We start from the raw sequence: 19,036 nt of genomic DNA, 5'->3' as shown, positions 1-19,036 counted from the left end.
TTATGAAAAAGATTTTATTTATGCTAGTTGTAGTACTTTTTAGTTCTGGAATTATTGTTGCTAGTGAAGTGCCAGAAAATATTGTTTTTGTAGGAGATTCAATAATGGATAGCAGTAAGCAGTATATTGCTCCTAATTTTAAAAACCCATATTTTGATACAAAAATTTCACGTCAATTTTCAACACTTCCAGGAATTGTTACAAAACTAGTTGAAAATGGAAAATTAAAAACTACATTAGTTGTTCACCTTGGAACAAATGGAAAATTTACAGATAAAGATTTTGATTATGTTATGAAAATGGCAGATGGTAAAGATGTATTCTTTATGAATACTGCACATAAAGATCCATGGGAACAGGAAGTAAACAGAAAACTTAAGGAAAAAGTTGCTCAATATCCAAATGCTTATCTTATAGATTGGTATTCTTATGCAAAAGGTAAAAATCAATATTTTTACAAGGACAGAACTCATCCAAATGATAAAGGACAAAGATATTATGCAGACTTTTTAACAAATGAAATTAAAAAACATTATCTTGAAGAAAATAAAGAAGATGAAAATAGAGAAATTAAAAAAAATGATATTTTAAAAAATAATTCTTTGAATTCACAAAATAATAATAGAAATAGTGAAAAAACAATAGATTTAAGAAATATGATAAAAAATGTAAAATAAAATTATTACAATTTCAAAATATCCATAATTTAATTACAAAATTTTAAAAACTACTTTAATTTCAAACTTAAATAGTTGAGCTATCACAAAAATAGATTTAACAACTCATAATGTTTGTTTTAAGGTAGTTTTTTCAATGTTATTTTTATATTTCATTTAAAATAAAAATAAAAGTTATATCTTATTTGCTAACAGGGGTTAAGACTCCTTACAAAGAATTTAATAACCAGCCCGCTATTTAAATGGAAAATAGTATTAATTTTTTTGCAACAAAAAATTTTAATACTATATAAATCAAATAAATTATATTTAAAGAAAAAAAGAAAGGAATTTTTTTATTTATGAAAAAACAAAGAATACAAAGTCTTGATGTATTAAGAGCGGTTGCACTTGTTCTTATTTGCGTCTATCACTGGTTTTCCTACAAGGGAACCTATATTGGAGTTGTTATATTTTTTGCATTAAGTGGGTATTTGATGACAGGCAGTCTGCTTTCAAGAAATTTTTCGATATTCTCTGTAATTAACCGTAGGTTAAAGAAAATTTATCCAAGCCTTCTAATTGTTATTCTAGTCTCAACTATCGCATTATATTTTGTAAATAATGGGCTTGAAGATAAGTATAAATACAGCGCATTGTTTTCAATATTAGGACTAAATAATATTTATCAAATTTTTTCAAAAATGTCCTATTTTGATAACTTTGGAATTATTTTACCGCTTACTCATGTTTGGGCATTATCCTTCTTGACTCAAATGTATGTATTTTTTCCTATTTTAATTCAAGGATTGAAAAAACTTAAATTGAAAAATAATATAATTGGTATTGTTCTTTTGGTAATTGGGATAGCTTCAGATTTAATGATGGCTTACGTATTTTATGTAACTTCAAATTCTCCAGAAGGAGCAGATTTTTCAAGAATATATTATGGAACCGACACTCGTGCATTTGCATTTTTTATTCCAGCTGGAATAGCTTGTTTTTATGTAAATAGGGAAATTAAAAATAAAATTGAGAAAAAAATTGTATTTATTTTAGGAATGCTTGGTTTAGCATCTCTTGTTTTCTTTTCATTTGGAATAGATTACAGAAATGCCTATAACTATTACGGATTGATGTTTTTAGCCAGTATTTTAATTGGATTTACAATCCTACTATTTTCAAAGCCAGAATTACAAAAATTCAGTCTTTCAAAATATCCAAAATTTTTTGATCCAATTATAAGATTAGGACAGCATCAATATCAGTACTATTTATGGCAATATCCCATTATGATATTTTCACGTGAATATTTTAAATGGGCAAAACTTTCAAATGCACAGCAATTTTTCTTTCAAGTTATTATTTTAGTTACAATTTCAGAACTATGTTATATTTTGCTTGAAAAAAATAGCAAGAAATATGAGAAAGCTATAAATTATGCGAGCTATCCAGTTTTAGCCGCTATTCTTGCAATTTTAGTATATTCTCCAGTTTATGAAAATAAAGATCTGGAAGAAATGAAGGAAGTGCAAAAAGCTTTGGAGACTCCAGCCGTGGAAGAAAATAAAAAGGAAACTCCAGCAAATACTGCTTCTGCAGCAGCACAAAATTCCCAAAATGAAGAACTGACAATAGATAAATTGCTAGCAGCTTTAAATGCACCTTCAAAAAGTATTGAAGCGGAATCTAAAATTCAAGATGAAATTTTGAAAAAATATCCAAACGATGAAAGGGAAATATTGTTTATTGGAGATTCGGTACTTCATATGACAAAAATTGATTTGAAGAAAAAATATCCAAATGCCATTATAGAGACAAAAGTCGGTCGTCAATTTTACGAATTGCCAAATATGTTAAAAAATTATGCTCAAAATGGAAAATTGAAAAAAATAGTAGTTATCGCTCTTGGTACAAATGGTACGATTTTTGAAAAAGATATGAAATCCGTTTTACAAACATTGCAGGGACATAATGTTTACTTTATAAATACAGTTATGCCCGATCCTTGGCAAGATAGTGTTAATGCTGAAATAAAAAAAGTAAGTTCTGAAAACCCAAATATAAAAGTAATTGACTGGTATTCATATTCAAAAGGTAAACAAGAATATTTCTACAAGGATGGAACACATCCAAAGCCTCATGCAGCCAAAAGATATGTAAATCTTTTATATTCTGTTTTAAGTAAGGATATTTTAAATTCTAGTAATTCAAGTAATAGTAATTAATATCAAATATTTATTTTTTACTAACAAGGAATTTTAAACTTTGTTGAACTAAATAAAGATTATAATATAGAAACAAAAGTCGGGATTTCCCGACTTGTTATTTTATATTCCTACTTATTTTATTTCTTTGAAAAGATTTTTACTGCATTTTCAAGATCTAGATGACAATATCCATTAGGATTTTTATTTAAATAATTTTGATGATATTCCTCAGCTAGAATATAATGTTTTAATGGTCTAACTTCTACTTGAATTTCTCTTGAATATCTATTTTGCTCATCTTCTACCCTCATTCTTATTGTATTTAATTCTTCTTTATCCACATAATAAATTCCAGTCCGATATTGGCGACCCTCATCAAGTCCCTGTCTATTAATACTTGTTGGGTCAATTATTGAGAAATAATAGTTGAGAAGCTGATTTAAAGATACTATATCTGCATCATACGTTATATGCACAGTTTCAGCGTGATCAGTCATTTTTAAAATATCATAATTAGTATCAAGAGTCTGTCCATTTGCATAACCAACTGACGTTTTAATGACACCCGGAGCCATTTTAAAGAACTTTTCTACACCCCAGAAACAACCTCCAGCCAAATAAATTTCGTTAATATTTGCCATAAATTACATACACCTCCTTTATTTTATAAAATTGCAATAACTATAAAATTGCTGTATATTTACTTTTTCATTTCTATTCCATCATAACAATCAATTTTTTTATAATTTTTATGTATTGTCGTAATTGCATGCTGTAATTATACAGGCTAATAAATAGAAATTACTTAATTATTTCTTTGTAATTGCTTATCAGGATGTAAATATATGTAATTAATTTCTTCTATAGTAAAATTACTTTAGTTTTTCATTTTCATTTGAAATTGCATCTTTTAATTGATTTAATGCTTTTTCTAAAATTGCTCTAGGGCAAGCTGTGTTTAATCTCATAAATCCTACCAATCCCTTTTGATATACTCTCCCTTCATTTAATCCTAATTTTGCCTTTGTCAACATAAATTTTTCCAGATTTTCCTGATTAAACCCAAATTTTTCACATAATTTTCTGCAGTCTAACCATACTAAATATGTTGCCTGTGGAATATTTGGAGTAATCTCTGGAATATATTCTTTAAAGAAATTATTTAAAAATAAAATATTATTTTCTAAATATTTTTTTAATTGTTTTACATATTCTTCTCCGCCATCTGAATAAGCTGCAATTGTAGCAACCAAATTAAATGGATTATTTCTATGAACTTCCAAATTCTTCCAAAATTTGTCAAATTTTGCCTTCATTTCTAAATTATTAAAAACTATTGTCGCACTTTGAAGTCCAGCAAGGTTAAAGGCTTTCCCTGTTGAAGTACAAGTTATTGTATTTTGTCTAATTTCTTCAGAAACACTTGCCATTGGAATGTGCTTATTATCCCATAATGTTAAATCAGCATGAATTTCATCTGAAATTACAGGAACTTTATATTTTATACATAAATTTCCAATTGCTTCCAATTCTTCATGTGTCCACACATGCCCTAAAGGATTATGAGGATTACAAAAAATAAATAGTTTTGGTTTTTCCTTTAATTTATTTTCCAAATCTTTCAAATCAAGTAAATATTCTCCATTTTTTTCAATAAATTTATTTTCAATAACAACTCTGGCATTATCTTCACTAATATCATAAAATTCTGAATAAACAGGTGTTTGAATTAGAATTTTATCACCTTTTTCAGAAAAAAGCTGTATTAATGATCCAAGTGTTGGTACAATTCCAATACTAAAACTAAGAAATTCCTTTCTTGGCTCCCATCCGAATCTTCTTTTTTGCCAATTTATAAATGACTCAAAATATTCGTCGGGACGATACACGTATCCAAAAATTCCATGCTGAACTTTTTTTTCAAGAGCGTCAATTACTGGCTGTGCTGTCCTAAAGTCCATGTCTGCAATCCAAAGCGGAATTACATCATCCACTCCAAATTTTCTCGTAAGTTCATTGTATTTTACAGAATGATTACTCTTTCTGTCGATAATTTCATCAAAATTATATTTCATAAAATCACATCCTTTTTTATTTATTTATAGTTTTTAATTATTTTTATTGACAATCCTCAAATTAAATTATAAAATATATACAAAATACTGTAAAGAGGTAAATTTAATGACTAAAAAATATAGCAAAAATTTTATAATACAACAAAGTGCAAAACTTTTTTATTATAAAGGTTACAAAAACACGGAACTAACTGACATTTTTAAGGCTTGTGAAATGCCTAATGATACTTTTTATAAATTTTTTTCCAGTAAAGAAGAGCTTCTTATTGATGTTATAAAATATCATACTGAAAATCTTATAAATTTTTTCAACAACAATGTAGATGACTTATCAATCCAAAAATTTCACTATTTTTTTGAAAAATATTTTGAAAATATTGTAAATAACAAATTTCACGGTGGGAGTCCACTTGGAAATCTAGCTTTGGAACTATCTGATATTAATAGAAATATCCGTGAAGAACTTGTAAAATCATACAAAAAAATCGAACTTAGATTTTCATTTTTTATAACAACACTAAAATATGCTTTTCCTGAAAAATACAATAAAATCGTTCCAGAAACTACTGCAAGGATTTTAATTGCTCTATTAGAAGGTACTATTCTTATGTTAAAAACAGAAAAGGAAAGTTTTGCAATTAATGATTTCTTTGTAATTTTCGATTCTATTTTCGTAATAAATGAAAATAATGAAACTAAAGAAATAAAAGAAGAAATAGAAAATAAATCTCAAAATCAAATTTCTGATATTCAGAATAATAAAAAAAATACTGATAGTATTTCCCAAAATATTCTAGATAATACATCAAAAAAATCTAATAATACTGATCAAGAAATTGGAGAAATTGGAAATTTCAACACAGAAGAAAATAATTATTATAACGACGACATTTACTATGATGTCGATTCAGAAAGTTTAATCAATGTTTTTGATAATTTAGATTCTGCTTCAAAAACTGAAAATAATAATGAAAATAACAAAAAATAAAACTTAATAACTAAAAATTTAGTAAAAGTTCGATTCTCTTTTTGAAACTAAGTTACTTTTAAAACTAAATTTTTGTTTTCTAAATTTAAATAATTTATATAAAATAAAAAATATTTAAAAAATAAAAGCTAAATTTTATTTATTTCTAACAAGGGGTTAAAACCCCTTGCTAAAAAATTTCTAATAGATCTTTTTTTATAAATAATAATAACTTTAGTGCTAAACTATGTAATGACAAAACTTATTTATTTAATATAAAATTAAAATTTTATGTTAAATAACATATAATTTAAAATATTATTTATAATCAAATCTTTCACTAGAAACAATCTTACCATCTTCTGTTACAAATACTTGATAATATGCCTGTTTTCCATATAAAATCACTTTCCAGTTTCTAAATCCTTTTTTATAAAGTCCTACATTTTGTGATTCTATTTCTTCATTAAATTTTCGGTTTACTTCAACAATGCTATTATTTACAACCGTATCTCTTGAAACAACTGCTGAATTTGGAACTACTCTTTTTCCAACTGATGAACAGCTTATTAATATTCCAAAACATAAAATTATTACTACTTTTTTTATTTTCTTTCCCACTAATTATTCACCACTTCTATTTTAATTTCAAATTGTAATTGTTTTTTTTCCTTATCCAAATATTTATATTCTACTTTTTTCAAAACAGCATCTGGATTATTTTCTAAAATTTCATTGATATTTTGATTAGCTTGTTCAATTTCCTGAAAATTTGCTGCAAGCTGATTATTTGAAAATCCCTTTATTTTTAAATAATTAAACATATTAAAATCAACCATTAAATTCTCCTTTCAAAAAATTAATTTTTTTATTCAAGTTTATTTTCCCAATTCCTTATATGTTTTTTCTAAAATTTCCTCAAAAGATAAATCTGTCCTAAATCCAGCAGCTTTTATATGTCCACCACCGCCAAAAATCGAGGCTATTTTATTTACATCATATTTATCATTGGCACGAAAACTTCCCTTTAGTGAACCATCTGTATTTTCCCTTACAAAAAGTGAAATCTCTACTCCTTCGATTCTTAATAACATTTCTGCTGTACCATCTGTATCATCTTTTTCAATTCCCAGTTCCTTAATTTTTGCCTGTGTCAAATAATAACTGGCAAATTTATAAGTTTCATTAATTTGTTTATTTTTATAAACTTCACCAATTAATTCAACTTTCTTTTCGCTAACTTCAAAAATAATATTGGCAATTTTATGATTATTCACACCTGCTCCAATTAATTTTGAACAAACAAGAAAAGTCTGTTCTGTAACATTATCATGTCTAAAATTTCCAGTATCATTAATTATTCCAAGATACATATACTCAGCAATTTTTTTTGTCAATTTGATGTCTAAAATTTCTAAAAATTGATATAAAAGCTCTCCTGTACTGCAAATATCCTCCACATAATTAAAATTAGCATGTTCAGTATTACTTATATGATGATCAATATTTATTGACTTTTTACTTAATTTTTTTATTTCTACAGCTCTTCCATATCTTTCTTCGTTTGCACAATCTAAACTTATAAATAAATCAAATTTTTTATTGTCTTGAGAATTTTTATTAAATTCATCACAAAATTTTTCATAATTAGAAATTAACTTTGTATCCTCAAAATGTCGCATATATTTAGGTAACTTGTCATCAACAACAATTTTCATATCTTTTTCAATATTATTTTTTTTACAATATTCACCTATCATAAAATAAAATGCCAAAACTGAACCAAGTGCATCTCCATCAGGATTAATATGTACTGTCAAAACAATATTTTTAGCAACTTTTATTTCCTTTATAATTTCTTTCGGTGTAATATTTCCTTTATAATTTTTATTCATAAATTTTATTTTATTCCATTCTTTAATTTTTTGTTTTATCTATTTTCCAACTGAACGGATCATATATCCTCCGCCTACTTTTTTAGCTTGATTTTCCATAGCTTTTAATGTATTGGGATTGTCTGTCATATTTGACATTACCACATAAGCTGTTCTACCATTTACAGTTGTTTTTTTATAATAAAAATTTCCGCCAAGTTTTTTAGCTATTCCTCTTGCTGAAGCTTCTGTCGATACTGAAGCTACTTGAATGTACTTTTTGGGTCCCTGATGTTTTTTCGCATTTTCTCTAGCTCTTTTAGCCGCTTCTTCTTTAGCCTTTTTAACTGCCTCTTCTTTTGCACGTTGTCTTGCTGCATCTGCTCTTGCCTGTGCTGCTGCTTGTTCCTTTCTTGTTGCTTCTATTTGCTGCTGTTTTTTTATTTCAGCTTGTTTAGCTGCAATTTTTGCCTCTTCCTGGCGTTTTTGTTCATCCGCCTTTTGCTGAGCTTTTTTTTGCATTTCTAATTTTTGAGCTTCTAATTTTGCCTGTTCTTCCTTTTTTTTAGTTTCATCTGCCACTTTTTTATCGGCTTGCTGTTTGTTAGAATTTACAGAATCCTTTTGTAAATCTACAGTTTCTGCTGGCTTAGTCTGCTTCAGCTCCTTTGCAACTGTTTCATTGTTATTTTCCACAACTTGCTTTGGCAAAGTTAGATTATTTTTATAATCTTTTGAATTATAAAAATCCTTATTTCGTACTTTCATATCCTTTGTAATGCTTTCAGTCGTATTTACCTTTGACTTTTTATATCCTATAACAAGCACTGCTCCATAAGCTACAATTGCAACAATTCCCACAGCTCTCATTACTTTAAACGGATTTAATCGAAAACTCATATCTTTCTCCCTTCATTTTCTAATTTTTATTTACTTTTTATAAAAAATTTTTGCTCTTGCTATAAATAATTTTTTTATCAAGAAAATCAACATCTTCTTGTTTCAAAATATTCTATTTTTTAATATTATAAAGTTAAATTTTTTAATATTTTTGTAGAATTTTTAGCCGCTAATTTTACAAAAGTTTCATATTCCATATCAGATTCATCTGTAATCGAATCAGAAATTGAACGAATTATTAAAAATTTTATACCTAATCTTGTGCAGACTTGAGCCACGGCTCCACTTTCCATATCGACACAAAGTGCTTCAAAATTTTTCCCAAGCTGAATCTTCACATCCTTTTTGCTCACAAACTGATCTCCAGTTAAAATTCTCCCCAAAAATATGTGATGATCAAAATCACTTATATTTTGAGCTTTTTCAACTAATTTCTTATCCGATTCAAAAGCCCATTCCTTCATTTGCGGAATTTGCCCCATTTTATATCCAAAGGCTGTAGCATCAACATCGTGCTGAACAATATCACATCCTATAACGACATCTCCAACTTTCAATCTTTCATCCAATGCTCCAGCTACTCCAGAAAAAATCACTTCGCTTACTTTAAATTTTTCAATTAATAAAGTAGCTGTAATTGCAGCATTTACTTTCCCAATTCCAGATTGCACAAATACAACATCTTTATAATTAAATTTTCCTGTAAAAAAAGATATCCCATTTATTACATTTTCTTTGATTTCCTTAATTTCTTTTTTTATTGCTTCAGCTTCTTCAATTACTGCCCCAATAATTCCTATCATTATTCCCTCCAATTTTATTTTTCTTCAACATTATGAATATTGTCATTATCTTCATCATTGCCTTCAATAACCATATTCATATTTCCTTCATAAATATACGTGTCTTTCAATTTACAAGTTTTTGTTTCATTTGTATTAAGAATCGCTTGAAATTCCCACTTTTCATTTTTTACAAGCGAACTAATATTATCAACGGCATCTCCAATTTTTGCTCCATTTTTATCAAAACATGGAATTTCAATGGTCAAATTTTTTTTAGTGACTCCATTATGTGTTAAAATTCCTGTAACAATGGTCTTTCCACCAGATATTTCAACTTCTGCATTTGAAAATTTATATTTTGTATTTTTAGCTTTAATTTCTCCATCACTTCCGCCAATAATACCTCCAATTAATTTCCCAGTTGTTCCAATAACTGCTCCAGTAACTCCACCAGCAGCCTTTATAGTTCCTCCTACTACACTTCCAACTCCACCAATAATTCCACAAGATGAAGTTCCCAACATTATTCCAAACAATAAAATTCTTTTTTTCACTTTTTCTTTCCTTTTTATAAAATTCAATATTTGACTTCTTTTAAAATCAAACTAATAAAAATCAATTAAAACCAGAATACAAGTAGAATAACTATAACTTTTAAGTTTAATTTTAAAATAATCCTGCTATATTATATAACATACAATTACAAAATGACATTAGTATAACATTAGAATAACATATTCCGACTAAAAAAACAAGGCAAATCATCTAATTCTTTCCTAAAAACAAACTAGAATCCTTGCCCATATTTATTTAAATTATTGTTCTCAAAATTTCAAAATTCCCAATAGTTTTTGTCTTAATTCCAACAGGAATTAAAATTGTTTCACCTTTTTTAACTAGAAGTTCTTCATTTTCTCCCCACACAATTTTTCCTTCTCCTTCAAGGAATGAATAAATTGTCATACTTTCATTATTTATATCTTTAAAAGAGCTATAAAATCTTATTTTATCAATTGAATAATATTCTTTTTCTATAATATTCTTTCTCAAAATATCTTTTCCATTTTCAGAATGATTAAAATCAGTATGCTTAATTTCCACTTCTTTTCCAAAATCAATCACATCAGCTGAATCCTGCAAGTGCAATTCCCTTTTCTTCCCATTTTTATCAATTCTGTCAAAATCATAAATTCTATAAGTAACATCTGAATTTTGCTGAATTTCTGCAAAAATCACACTTCCCTTTAATGAAGCATGAACTGTTCCTGGTGTAATATCAATAAAATCACCTTTTTTTACAGTTTTTTCTTCAAATAATCCATCAAAATCATTTTTTTTCACTTTTTCCAAAAATTTTTCTTTTGTAATTCCAGGCTTCATTCCCAAAATCAAAGTAGCGTCATCACTTGCCTCCATTATATACCAAGATTCGCTTTTTCCAAACTCGTTGTGTTTTTTTAAGGCAACTTCATCGCTTGGATGTACTTGAATTGAAAGTCTGTCGTTTACATCAAGATATTTTATAAGAAGCGGAAATTTATTTGGATATTTTTCATAAACTTTTTTTCCTACAAGTTCACCTTTATATTCCTTGTAAATATCGTCCAGTCTTTTTCCAGCCAAAGTGCCATTTTCCACAATACCCATTCCATGCGGATGTGCCGACACTTCCCAAGATTCACCAATTTTTTTTCCTTCAGGCAGTTTCATTCCTAATTTTGTTTCAAATTCACGTCCACCCCACACTTTTTCCACAAAAAATTTTTTAAATTTCATTGGATATAACATAAAAAATCACTCCTTTATTTATAGAATTAACTTTCAATAGTTTCTTTATTTTATGATAACATTTTAAAATAAATTTTACAATGATGTAATTAAAGATTTTACGAAAAAACTGCAAATAATATCTGCAGGAGGAAAAAGGTTTTTTATTTACATATGTCCATTTTTTCCCACAAAAAAATTTATTAATTAGTTTGAAAAATTTTGATTAATATTGTAAAATGTTTGAAAGAATATTTCTAATATTAAGAGGTTAAAGAATATGTATATCTATGATGAACAGAAACTAAAAAAAGAAAATAGAAAAAGACGGTTGTTTATTTTAATGGATAGTTTATTGTATGTAATTCTTCCAATTACAATAGGATTTTTAAAAATTAGTAAAAATATTATATCTATTTGGTTAATAATTATTTTTGGAATTCTAAAGTTTTATTTGAAAACAAAAAAGGATTTTGTAAATGATTATAAGAAAGAAAATAAAGAAGCTGGAGACTTTGAGAAGATTTTACGAAAAGAAAAGTTAAAAAAGAAAATTTTTTATTTAAAGATAGGCTGTGTATCCACTTGTTTAATTGTAATAACTCTGACTAGCATAAATATATTTCAGTTGCCAAGTTATGTTAGGGATTTAAAAGAAATTAGGAAAATTATTTCAAATAGCAAAGAATTTTATGTAAATGGGAAAAAACTTAAAAATACAGAAGATGTGAAAAAATGGATTTTAGACTCTACAAATTATTTTGAAATTTTGTGGGATTATAAAAGAACATATAACTTGAAAAATTCAAAAATAAAAGTAATTTTATCTAATGAAAAAGGACAGCATTTTATAATTGAAAAAGAAGATTATGAATGGGGAGTTATAAAAATAAAAGAAAATCTTTATTATAAGTTAGGTGTTATTCATAGAAATGATACAAATAGAACAATTGAAATGGAAAAATCTTTAGGACTTATTCCTCAAAATTAAATATTTTAAATAAAAGAAAAAAATAAATTTAATGAAAAAATTGATGATAGACTGCTTTTTGAAATTTCAGATATTGATGGAAAAATAAAAATTTTAGGAACAACTCAAATTTCTCATAGGTTAATATAAGAAATTTGAGATTATTTCTTTACTTTATCTATTTTTTAAAATTAAAATTTTGATTATTTTATACTCAAACATATTCAAAATTGAACTATTAAAAATCATATAAATTTAGGATTTAAGTAAAATATCCCTAACTTTTGAGTTTTGTTTTAAATCAGTTTTACTATAGTTCATATCATTTTTTATTTCATCTCAAAATAACTAACACATATCTTTATAGTTTTCCACAAATTCCTCCACAGATAAAACCTTCCCATCCAATTCCATTTCCCTAGCTAAATCACTAATATACGGCTGTTTTACCATACTTTTCTCCAAAGTGTCAAATTGCCAGAAAATATCACGTTTATCTCCATCAGCAATAACCTCTCCATTCGTCATTACAATTACCCTGTCAAAATTTTTTACTACAAATTCCATATCGTGAGTTATCGTAATAATTGTTTTCCCCTGTTTCTGAAGTTTATCAATTAAGTTATGCAAAACTTTCATTCCTTTAAAATCCTGTCCTGCTGTCGGTTCATCCATTACAATGACATCTGAGCCCATTGCAATTACTGCGGCTATTGTAACAAATTTTCTCAACGAATATGGCAAGTTATATGGATTTTCCCTTTGGTATTTTTCAAGTTCTGTTAATTTTATGGCATTTTCTACCATCTTTTTTATTTCATCAGGAGAATATTTTAATTTTTTTGCTCCAAAGGCTATTTCATCGTAAACATTGTTATGAAATATCTGATCCATTGGATTTTGAAAGACATATCCGACTTTTCGGCTCATTTTGGCAACTGTGTAATCTTTTGTGTTCCAGTCATCTGCAATCACATCTCCGCTTACTGGCTTTAAAAGTCCGTTCAACATTTTTACCAATGTCGTTTTCCCAGCTCCATTTTGCCCAATAATTGCAACTTTTTCGCTTTTTTTAACTTCAAGTGAAACATTATTAAGTACATTTTCAGTTCCATTTGGATATTTAAAACTTAAATTTTTTACAGTGATAAAACTCATAATTTGCTCCTTCTTCAAGTTTGTCAAATTTAACAAGGGGTCGAAACCCCTTGCTTTAGAATATTTTTTCGTAAATTTTCAAAATACTTATCAATTTTTTTACTTTTTTAACAACTCTATTATTTTTTCTTTAGTTATTGGAATTTCTTCAAATTTAGTTTTTCTCGCCTTTTCAAGTTCATAAGCAAGCATCGAATACTGTGTCATCCCAATTTCTTTTTCCAGCAAAATTTTATTATTTAAAACTTCACTAGCTTTTCCGCTCAAAATTATTTCTCCTTCATCAAGAACAAGAATATTTTCAGCATATTCTGCAATAAGTTCAAGTTTATGCTCAACCAGAATTATTGTCTTTCCTTCATTTGCCATTAAATTTATAATTTTGAAAATATCTTCCGTTCCTTTTGGGTCAAGCTGTGAAGTTGGCTCATCAATAACTAAAATATCGGGGTTCATTGCGATGATTGAGGCAAGGGCAACTCTTTGCTTTTGACCGCCAGATAAATTGTATGGATTTTTATCACGAAGTCTTTCGATTTCAAGAAGCTTTAATATTTTTTCCACTTCTGAAATTATTATTTCACGTTCTATTCCTAGATTTTCCAATCCGTAAGCTATTTCTTCAAAGACTGTATTTTTAACACCGCTAATTTGAGTAAATGGATTTTGAAAAACGAATCCGATCTTTTGGACAATTTCCTTTTGGCTATAATCTTTTAATTCCTTCCCTTCCAAAGTTATTTTTCCTGTTAGTTCGCCTTTATAAAAATCAGGCACAAATCTTCTTAAAATATTGCAAAGTGTTGTTTTTCCACTTCCGTTTTTTCCAATTACAGCCCAAAATTCGCCTTTTTTTATTTCGATATTTATATTTTGCAAAGTATTTTTTTCTTCAAGGGGATATTTATAATTTACATTTTCTAGTTTAAGATAGTCCATAAAACCCTCCAAACAATATTCAAAACTATAAAAATAGCTAGTATAATTTTCATTACTTTATCATTTTTTGTTTCTTCAATATCGTATAATATTGTTCTTTTTTCTCCAACAGAAAATCCACGTGCTTCTAATGTAATTGCCCGCTCTTCTGTATTTGCAATGGAAGAAAGTACAAGTGGAATAAATATGGGAATTAACGCTTTTGCCCTGACAAATACATTTCCTTCAGTTTCAATTCCCCTTGCCTTTTGTGAATCCATGATAACATCTGCCTGCTTTTTCATTTCGGGTATTGTTTGCAAAGTAAGCATTAAAATAAATGCAGCTTTTGGATTTAATCCCTTTTTTTCAAGCGCAAGAGTAAAGTCCTTTACTGGAGTTATTAAAGTCAGCATCGTTAAAGCACTTACAATCGCCGTTAGTTTAGATGTTAAACCTATAGCCTTCATTACTCCTTCCTTGTAAACCGAAATAAATCCAAACTTTAACCAAACTTCACCTGCTGGTATAAAAAGGCTTTGAATAATAAATATCGCTGTAAAAAGCCAAAATAAACTTAAAAATATTCTTTTACTGTAAATTTTTAATTTATTTTCAAAAGAAACTATAATTCCACAAATTATTATCATTGAATAATCATAGATGTGACTTGGAATAATGAATGCTGATATTATCAATGCTAAAGCCAAATATAGCTTTGTCAACGGGTAAAGTTTTTTAAAAAAATCTCTTTTCATAGCTTATTTGTTTTCCTTATTTTTTTATTATTTTTATATTCTATCCTTTTTGATTATTTATATAATTTTCTCCATACTTGAATTTTATCAAATATCTAGGCGACATTGCCTTAATTATTGCCATTGCAACTATTGCTGTTATAATTTTGTCAGTTGTTTCTGTAATAAAATTCGTACTAAAAACAGCTGTCCAAATATTTTGACCTGTTGCCAAGAAAAACGCAGTTACTCCAAATGTAGAATTTCCAGTATTTCCACCATAAACCATTACTATTATTGGTGCAGATACAACTATTGCAATAAATACAAGACAAAATGCACAAACTAATGTTTTTATTACAATATTTTTCATTCTAAATCTTGCTAAAAATCCCATAGCAAGCGCCATAATTACCGCTACTGGGATAAATGCAAAATATTCAGGAGAAAAACTTCCCGTAATTAAACTTGTAATAACAGCTGTTACGACTCCAACCCAAGGCCCTGCTATAAGGCTGATAAACACGGTTCCAATTGAATCAAGAAATATTGGCACTTGCAGTAATTTAACAAGCCCAAATCCTGTAAAATTAATAGCTACTGCTACTGGTATTAACAAACTTGACATTAAAGAAAAATCATTTTTTAAACTTTTCATTTTTCTGCCTCCTTAAAAATTTATTTACATATATTTTAAAACATATTTGTCAATATTTCAACCTTTAAGAAAAATTTTTGTTATTTTTTTAACAATATTTTTAAAAATTTATTTCCAAAATAATTAAAATTGAATTTTAAAAAATTTAAATAAAAATTTTCTTCTTAAACTTATATTTTTTGAAAATAAAGGATAAAAAATTCCTTGCTAAATATTAATTAAAAATACATTTTTTTAAATAAAGTTGGACAAACTTCTTTCATACTGTCAGGAAATTGTGTACACCAATGAAAGGTTATTTTTGGATATTCTTTATTTATGTAGCCTATTCTTCTTTTATATTCATTTAATTTTCTATTATAACTGTCAATAAAATCATCTCTGAAAATGGTTTTATCATTGATTTTACAATTTTCCTTTTTTAAAATATTATACGAATCATTTTTTCTAGTAAAGGCATAAGCTGAAATGAAAGCAAAATTTTCATTTTCAAAATAATTTGTCATTAACTTTGTTTCAAATGATACATTTATATATTCTGATAAATTATCCTGATTTCTCATAATTGAATAAAATATCTGTTCCCCTTGTGAAATAAGCCAAAGTCTGAAAAAATCAAAGCTCCAGCTCGCAGTGTCACCATTCACAAGATACGAAGCACACCATAATTTTTCATTATAGCTTTCCCGCATTAATTCAAAAGTAATTATTTCAAAATCAAAAATCTCTTCATCTGTTTTTTTAGATAGAATATCTATCAAATAATCTATAAATTCATTATTATTTTTAGCCTTTTCATGCGAAATTAAAATATATTTCCAGAAGTTTTCCCTTTTCATTTTAAGTTTCGTTTCGTTAGTTTTTTTTATTTGTATAGACATTTTTTATCATACTCCTCTTTTTACAAGCTTTCATCTAAACTTTGAGTAACAAATGCAATAAATATGGCTATAATCCTATTACTTTGTCTATTTCTAAAAAATAATCCTCCATCAGAATACCTAGCATCATTTTTTCTAAATTTATTTATACTCCCCTGATTTAAATGAATATCATGCAATCCTTTTCCATTAGCATAAAGTCTCCCAAATGCAAATACTTCATAATTCTCATTATTCTTAGCCTTTTCCACATATTTTTCAATAATTCCTGTTAAATATATGTGCTCTTCATCAAATCCTTTCATCTGTATCATTTTATTATGCGGAAATAATTTCATTCTAACATAATCTAAACATAAATCTCTATCACATTCTGTAATTCCAGATTTTTGTAATAACATTTTAGAAATTACACTTCCTTCACAAAAATAATTTTTCCTGTAATAAACCTTCAAATTTGAAGAAATAATTTCATTTTTTTTCTCATAAATACTCCCGATATTAACTGCCAAATCATACTTTTTCCCATTTTTATCCACAGCCACAATATGATAATGAGCTCTTTTGTCAAAATCATACCACTTATCTACAACTTTTCCTCTGAACATAACATATTTTTCCATATTTCCCTCTTTTTTAACTTATAATCTGTTCTTTCTAGCTACTAAAATTTATGATTACCAAGCAAGATTTAGTATTAAACTTTTATTATCAAAATACATTTTCCCTATTATAAGTATAACATATTTTTTCAAAAATAAAAGAGAGATAATATTTTTATTAAATTTTTTTAATTTATTTAAAAATAAGGGGCATTAACCCCTTATCAAACAATATTATTTAAAATAAACTATTCCATAAATTTACTAAAAAATCTACCTAATAGCTTATTTTATGCAAAAATATCACAAAAAAATTTCTTAAATTTCGCAATTTCATAAAAAGATCTATAAACTACAATCACCTTATACGAATTATTCATTTTTCAATGTTTCATAAACTCTATTTTTATCTCTTATTTCAAATACATTTTTTTGATCATTATATTTTATTCCAAAGCTGTCGTAATCAGCATTTTTCAAGATTCTACCTTTAAAATAGATATATCTTCTAGTAGTTTCTACACCTTCCGCATTCAAATTAAAATCTTTTCCATAATCTTCACCAAGAGCAAAAAAAACTCCACGTCCATCATTTTTTTCTAATTTTATCAATTCACCTTTATCATAATCTAAATAGTAAACTTTTCCAATTTCTACATATCTATCACTTATTTCACTTATTCCATCAGTTTTAGGTGCTTTTTTTATTTTTTCAAATTTATGATTTTTTATGAAGTATAAGTTTTTACCATCGTAAAAAAAATTGCTATTAAAAGAACTTTTAGCAAGATTTTTAATTTTCACTTCCTTATCATTTATTTTTACTACACTTCCATCCCTGTCTAAAACATAATATCCATTTTTATCCTTAAAACCAAAAAACGAAATCATTGTTTCAAATGTATTGGCATCTATATCTTTTAATTTTTTATTTTTATAATAAACATCATTTCCTTTTTTTTCATATTCAGGTGGATAAGATTCAGACTCTGTTTTTTCACCTAAAAAATAAATATTATTTTTATCTTTTGAAAAGTTAGGATTTTCCATTATTTTAAATGTATCTCTGTCTACACCTTCTATTTTAGTTTTCCAATAATAGATATTATTTTTATCCTTCGTATAATTTATATTCCCTTTTTTTAACATTTCAAATGTCGCCGGATCTGCACCATTTATTATTTCTCCATCACAATAAACATTATTTTTATCCTTTACATAGCGTCCATCTGGATCAACTATCTCAAATGTTTTAGCATCAAAATTTGGCTCTTTTTTTAACTCTTTATCGTTAATAGTGATATAAGTAAAATAATATTTATAAACTCCATTTTTATCTTTTACATAATTGCCGCCAACATTTTTAAAAGTATTTGGATCTATTTTTTCCAATCTTTTTAACTTATTTTCTTGAACTAAATAAACACTATTTTTATCTTTTAAATAAGAATTGTCAACTACTTCAAGAGTTTTTAAATCCATTCCTTCTAAATTTAAAATTTTTATTTTATTTTTATCCAAATAATAAACTCCATTTTTATCCTTCAAATAAAATTTATTAAAAACTTCAACAGTTTTAGGATCTATCCCATTAAGCTTTTGTACCGTATCACCATAAGAATATTTATAAACCCCATTTTTATCTTTAATAAATAGATCTTCACGATCACCTAATTTCTTATAATCTTCTTCTATTTTACTCATTGGAACATCACTAATTCTTATCTTTCTTGAACTTTCTGCATAAACTACATTTGCTGATAAAATTGCGATTATAAGTACTTTAAAAATTTTATTTTTCATAACCATATTTCTCCTTTTTTTATAGACATCAACTATTTGTTTATTATATCTTTATTCCCTTTTAATTCAATTAAT

General features: G+C 26.6%; 20 protein-coding genes. 4 read left to right on the top strand and 16 right to left on the bottom strand.

Annotated elements, in window-relative coordinates:
- The first annotated feature begins 2 nt into the window (after positions 1–2).
- Positions 3–677: an SGNH/GDSL hydrolase family protein gene (locus FVE73_RS02250; RefSeq protein ID WP_018499480.1), complete on the top strand. Its 675-nt coding sequence runs from the start codon at positions 3–5 to the stop codon at positions 675–677.
- 341 nt (positions 678–1,018) lie between these two features.
- Entirely contained in the window at positions 1,019–2,884 is a 1,866-nt protein-coding gene (locus tag FVE73_RS02245; RefSeq protein WP_018499481.1) for an acyltransferase family protein, read from the top strand.
- A gap of 119 nt (positions 2,885–3,003) precedes the next feature.
- On the opposite strand, the gene msrA is transcribed toward FVE73_RS02245, so the two are convergent.
- Both msrA and FVE73_RS02235 read right to left on the bottom strand, forming a co-directional pair.
- Entirely contained in the window at positions 3,004–3,507 is a 504-nt protein-coding gene (gene msrA / locus FVE73_RS02240) for a peptide-methionine (S)-S-oxide reductase MsrA (RefSeq protein ID WP_018499482.1), read from the bottom strand.
- A 231-nt stretch (positions 3,508–3,738) separates the two neighbouring features.
- A complete protein-coding gene (locus tag FVE73_RS02235; RefSeq protein ID WP_018499483.1) occupies positions 3,739–4,941 on the bottom strand; it encodes a MalY/PatB family protein in 1,203 nt (400 codons plus the stop codon).
- Positions 4,942–5,047: 106 nt separating this feature from the next.
- Here FVE73_RS02235 and FVE73_RS02230 point away from each other — a divergent pair, with 106 nt between their 5' ends.
- Positions 5,048–5,929, top strand: coding sequence for a TetR/AcrR family transcriptional regulator (locus FVE73_RS02230; RefSeq protein ID WP_018499484.1), 882 nt, complete (start codon positions 5,048–5,050; stop codon positions 5,927–5,929).
- A gap of 297 nt (positions 5,930–6,226) precedes the next feature.
- Here FVE73_RS02230 and FVE73_RS02225 read toward each other — a convergent pair whose 3' ends face one another.
- The 7 genes from FVE73_RS02225 to FVE73_RS02195 all read right to left on the bottom strand — a co-directional run bounded on the left by FVE73_RS02225 (position 6,227) and on the right by FVE73_RS02195 (position 11,255).
- Complete coding sequence (locus FVE73_RS02225; RefSeq protein WP_018499485.1) at positions 6,227–6,529, bottom strand: hypothetical protein; 303 nt, start codon at positions 6,527–6,529, stop codon at positions 6,227–6,229.
- Positions 6,529–6,747, bottom strand: coding sequence for a hypothetical protein (locus tag FVE73_RS02220; protein WP_018499486.1), 219 nt, complete (start codon positions 6,745–6,747; stop codon positions 6,529–6,531). The genes FVE73_RS02225 and FVE73_RS02220 overlap by 1 nt, the downstream gene beginning before the upstream one ends.
- A 39-nt stretch (positions 6,748–6,786) precedes the next feature.
- Entirely contained in the window at positions 6,787–7,803 is a 1,017-nt protein-coding gene (locus tag FVE73_RS02215; protein ID WP_018499487.1) for a DHH family phosphoesterase, read from the bottom strand.
- 39 nt (positions 7,804–7,842) lie between these two features.
- Positions 7,843–8,682, bottom strand: coding sequence for an SPOR domain-containing protein (locus FVE73_RS02210; protein WP_018499488.1), 840 nt, complete (start codon positions 8,680–8,682; stop codon positions 7,843–7,845).
- Positions 8,683–8,807: 125 nt separating this feature from the next.
- On the bottom strand, positions 8,808–9,485 hold the full coding sequence (locus FVE73_RS02205; RefSeq protein ID WP_018499489.1) for a 5'-methylthioadenosine/adenosylhomocysteine nucleosidase: 678 nt from the start codon (positions 9,483–9,485) through the stop codon (positions 8,808–8,810).
- 14 nt (positions 9,486–9,499) lie between these two features.
- Positions 9,500–10,021, bottom strand: coding sequence for an FxLYD domain-containing protein (locus FVE73_RS02200; protein ID WP_036060076.1), 522 nt, complete (start codon positions 10,019–10,021; stop codon positions 9,500–9,502).
- A gap of 256 nt (positions 10,022–10,277) precedes the next feature.
- Positions 10,278–11,255, bottom strand: coding sequence for a type I phosphomannose isomerase catalytic subunit (locus FVE73_RS02195; protein WP_018499491.1), 978 nt, complete (start codon positions 11,253–11,255; stop codon positions 10,278–10,280).
- A gap of 259 nt (positions 11,256–11,514) precedes the next feature.
- On the opposite strand from FVE73_RS02195, the gene FVE73_RS02190 reads away from it, so the two are divergent.
- A complete protein-coding gene (locus FVE73_RS02190) occupies positions 11,515–12,225 on the top strand; it encodes a hypothetical protein (RefSeq protein WP_018499492.1) in 711 nt (236 codons plus the stop codon).
- A gap of 327 nt (positions 12,226–12,552) precedes the next feature.
- Here the strand turns inward: FVE73_RS02190 and FVE73_RS02185 are convergent, their stop codons facing one another.
- The 7 genes from FVE73_RS02185 to FVE73_RS02155 form a co-directional block, all read right to left on the bottom strand.
- On the bottom strand, positions 12,553–13,362 hold the full coding sequence (locus FVE73_RS02185) for an energy-coupling factor ABC transporter ATP-binding protein (RefSeq protein WP_018499493.1): 810 nt from the start codon (positions 13,360–13,362) through the stop codon (positions 12,553–12,555).
- A 99-nt stretch (positions 13,363–13,461) separates the two neighbouring features.
- The gene (locus tag FVE73_RS02180) at positions 13,462–14,301 is read right to left on the bottom strand and encodes an energy-coupling factor ABC transporter ATP-binding protein (RefSeq protein ID WP_018499494.1); all 840 of its coding nucleotides are present in this window, start codon (positions 14,299–14,301) and stop codon (positions 13,462–13,464) included.
- A complete protein-coding gene (locus FVE73_RS02175; RefSeq protein ID WP_018499495.1) occupies positions 14,283–15,038 on the bottom strand; it encodes an energy-coupling factor transporter transmembrane component T in 756 nt (251 codons plus the stop codon). The genes FVE73_RS02180 and FVE73_RS02175 overlap by 19 nt, the downstream gene beginning before the upstream one ends.
- A gap of 40 nt (positions 15,039–15,078) precedes the next feature.
- Positions 15,079–15,675, bottom strand: a complete 597-nt coding sequence (locus tag FVE73_RS02170) for a histidine kinase (protein WP_018499496.1) — start codon at positions 15,673–15,675, stop codon at positions 15,079–15,081.
- Positions 15,676–15,893: 218 nt separating this feature from the next.
- Complete coding sequence (locus FVE73_RS02165) at positions 15,894–16,556, bottom strand: DUF4240 domain-containing protein (RefSeq protein WP_018499497.1); 663 nt, start codon at positions 16,554–16,556, stop codon at positions 15,894–15,896.
- 20 nt (positions 16,557–16,576) lie between these two features.
- Complete coding sequence (locus tag FVE73_RS02160; RefSeq protein WP_018499498.1) at positions 16,577–17,179, bottom strand: DUF2278 family protein; 603 nt, start codon at positions 17,177–17,179, stop codon at positions 16,577–16,579.
- A 351-nt stretch (positions 17,180–17,530) separates the two neighbouring features.
- Positions 17,531–18,961: a DKNYY domain-containing protein gene (locus FVE73_RS02155; protein ID WP_018499500.1), complete on the bottom strand. Its 1,431-nt coding sequence runs from the start codon at positions 18,959–18,961 to the stop codon at positions 17,531–17,533.
- Between the last annotated feature and the right edge of the window lie 75 nt (positions 18,962–19,036).

The sequence above is a fragment of the Leptotrichia wadei genome, from assembly GCF_007990545.2.
GTDB lineage: Bacteria > Fusobacteriota > Fusobacteriia > Fusobacteriales > Leptotrichiaceae > Leptotrichia > Leptotrichia wadei.
The sequence above is the reverse complement of the archived record's forward strand: the minus strand, read 5'-3'. Positions and strand labels throughout refer to the sequence as shown.

Coding starts and splice junctions, on each gene's coding strand:
- FVE73_RS02250 (WP_018499480.1), top strand. CDS start 3: ATGAAAAAGATTTTATTTATGCTAGTTGTAGTACTTTTTAGTTCTGGA.
- FVE73_RS02245 (WP_018499481.1), top strand. CDS start 1,019: ATGAAAAAACAAAGAATACAAAGTCTTGATGTATTAAGAGCGGTTGCA.
- msrA (WP_018499482.1), bottom strand. CDS start 3,507: ATGGCAAATATTAACGAAATTTATTTGGCTGGAGGTTGTTTCTGGGGT.
- FVE73_RS02235 (WP_018499483.1), bottom strand. CDS start 4,941: ATGAAATATAATTTTGATGAAATTATCGACAGAAAGAGTAATCATTCT.
- FVE73_RS02230 (WP_018499484.1), top strand. CDS start 5,048: ATGACTAAAAAATATAGCAAAAATTTTATAATACAACAAAGTGCAAAA.
- FVE73_RS02220 (WP_018499486.1), bottom strand. CDS start 6,747: ATGGTTGATTTTAATATGTTTAATTATTTAAAAATAAAGGGATTTTCA.
- FVE73_RS02215 (WP_018499487.1), bottom strand. CDS start 7,803: ATGAATAAAAATTATAAAGGAAATATTACACCGAAAGAAATTATAAAG.
- FVE73_RS02210 (WP_018499488.1), bottom strand. CDS start 8,682: ATGAGTTTTCGATTAAATCCGTTTAAAGTAATGAGAGCTGTGGGAATT.
- FVE73_RS02205 (WP_018499489.1), bottom strand. CDS start 9,485: ATGATAGGAATTATTGGGGCAGTAATTGAAGAAGCTGAAGCAATAAAA.
- FVE73_RS02195 (WP_018499491.1), bottom strand. CDS start 11,255: ATGTTATATCCAATGAAATTTAAAAAATTTTTTGTGGAAAAAGTGTGG.
- FVE73_RS02190 (WP_018499492.1), top strand. CDS start 11,515: ATGTATATCTATGATGAACAGAAACTAAAAAAAGAAAATAGAAAAAGA.
- FVE73_RS02185 (WP_018499493.1), bottom strand. CDS start 13,362: ATGAGTTTTATCACTGTAAAAAATTTAAGTTTTAAATATCCAAATGGA.
- FVE73_RS02180 (WP_018499494.1), bottom strand. CDS start 14,301: ATGGACTATCTTAAACTAGAAAATGTAAATTATAAATATCCCCTTGAA.
- FVE73_RS02175 (WP_018499495.1), bottom strand. CDS start 15,038: ATGAAAAGAGATTTTTTTAAAAAACTTTACCCGTTGACAAAGCTATAT.
- FVE73_RS02170 (WP_018499496.1), bottom strand. CDS start 15,675: ATGAAAAGTTTAAAAAATGATTTTTCTTTAATGTCAAGTTTGTTAATA.
- FVE73_RS02165 (WP_018499497.1), bottom strand. CDS start 16,556: ATGTCTATACAAATAAAAAAAACTAACGAAACGAAACTTAAAATGAAA.
- FVE73_RS02160 (WP_018499498.1), bottom strand. CDS start 17,179: ATGGAAAAATATGTTATGTTCAGAGGAAAAGTTGTAGATAAGTGGTAT.
- FVE73_RS02155 (WP_018499500.1), bottom strand. CDS start 18,961: ATGAAAAATAAAATTTTTAAAGTACTTATAATCGCAATTTTATCAGCA.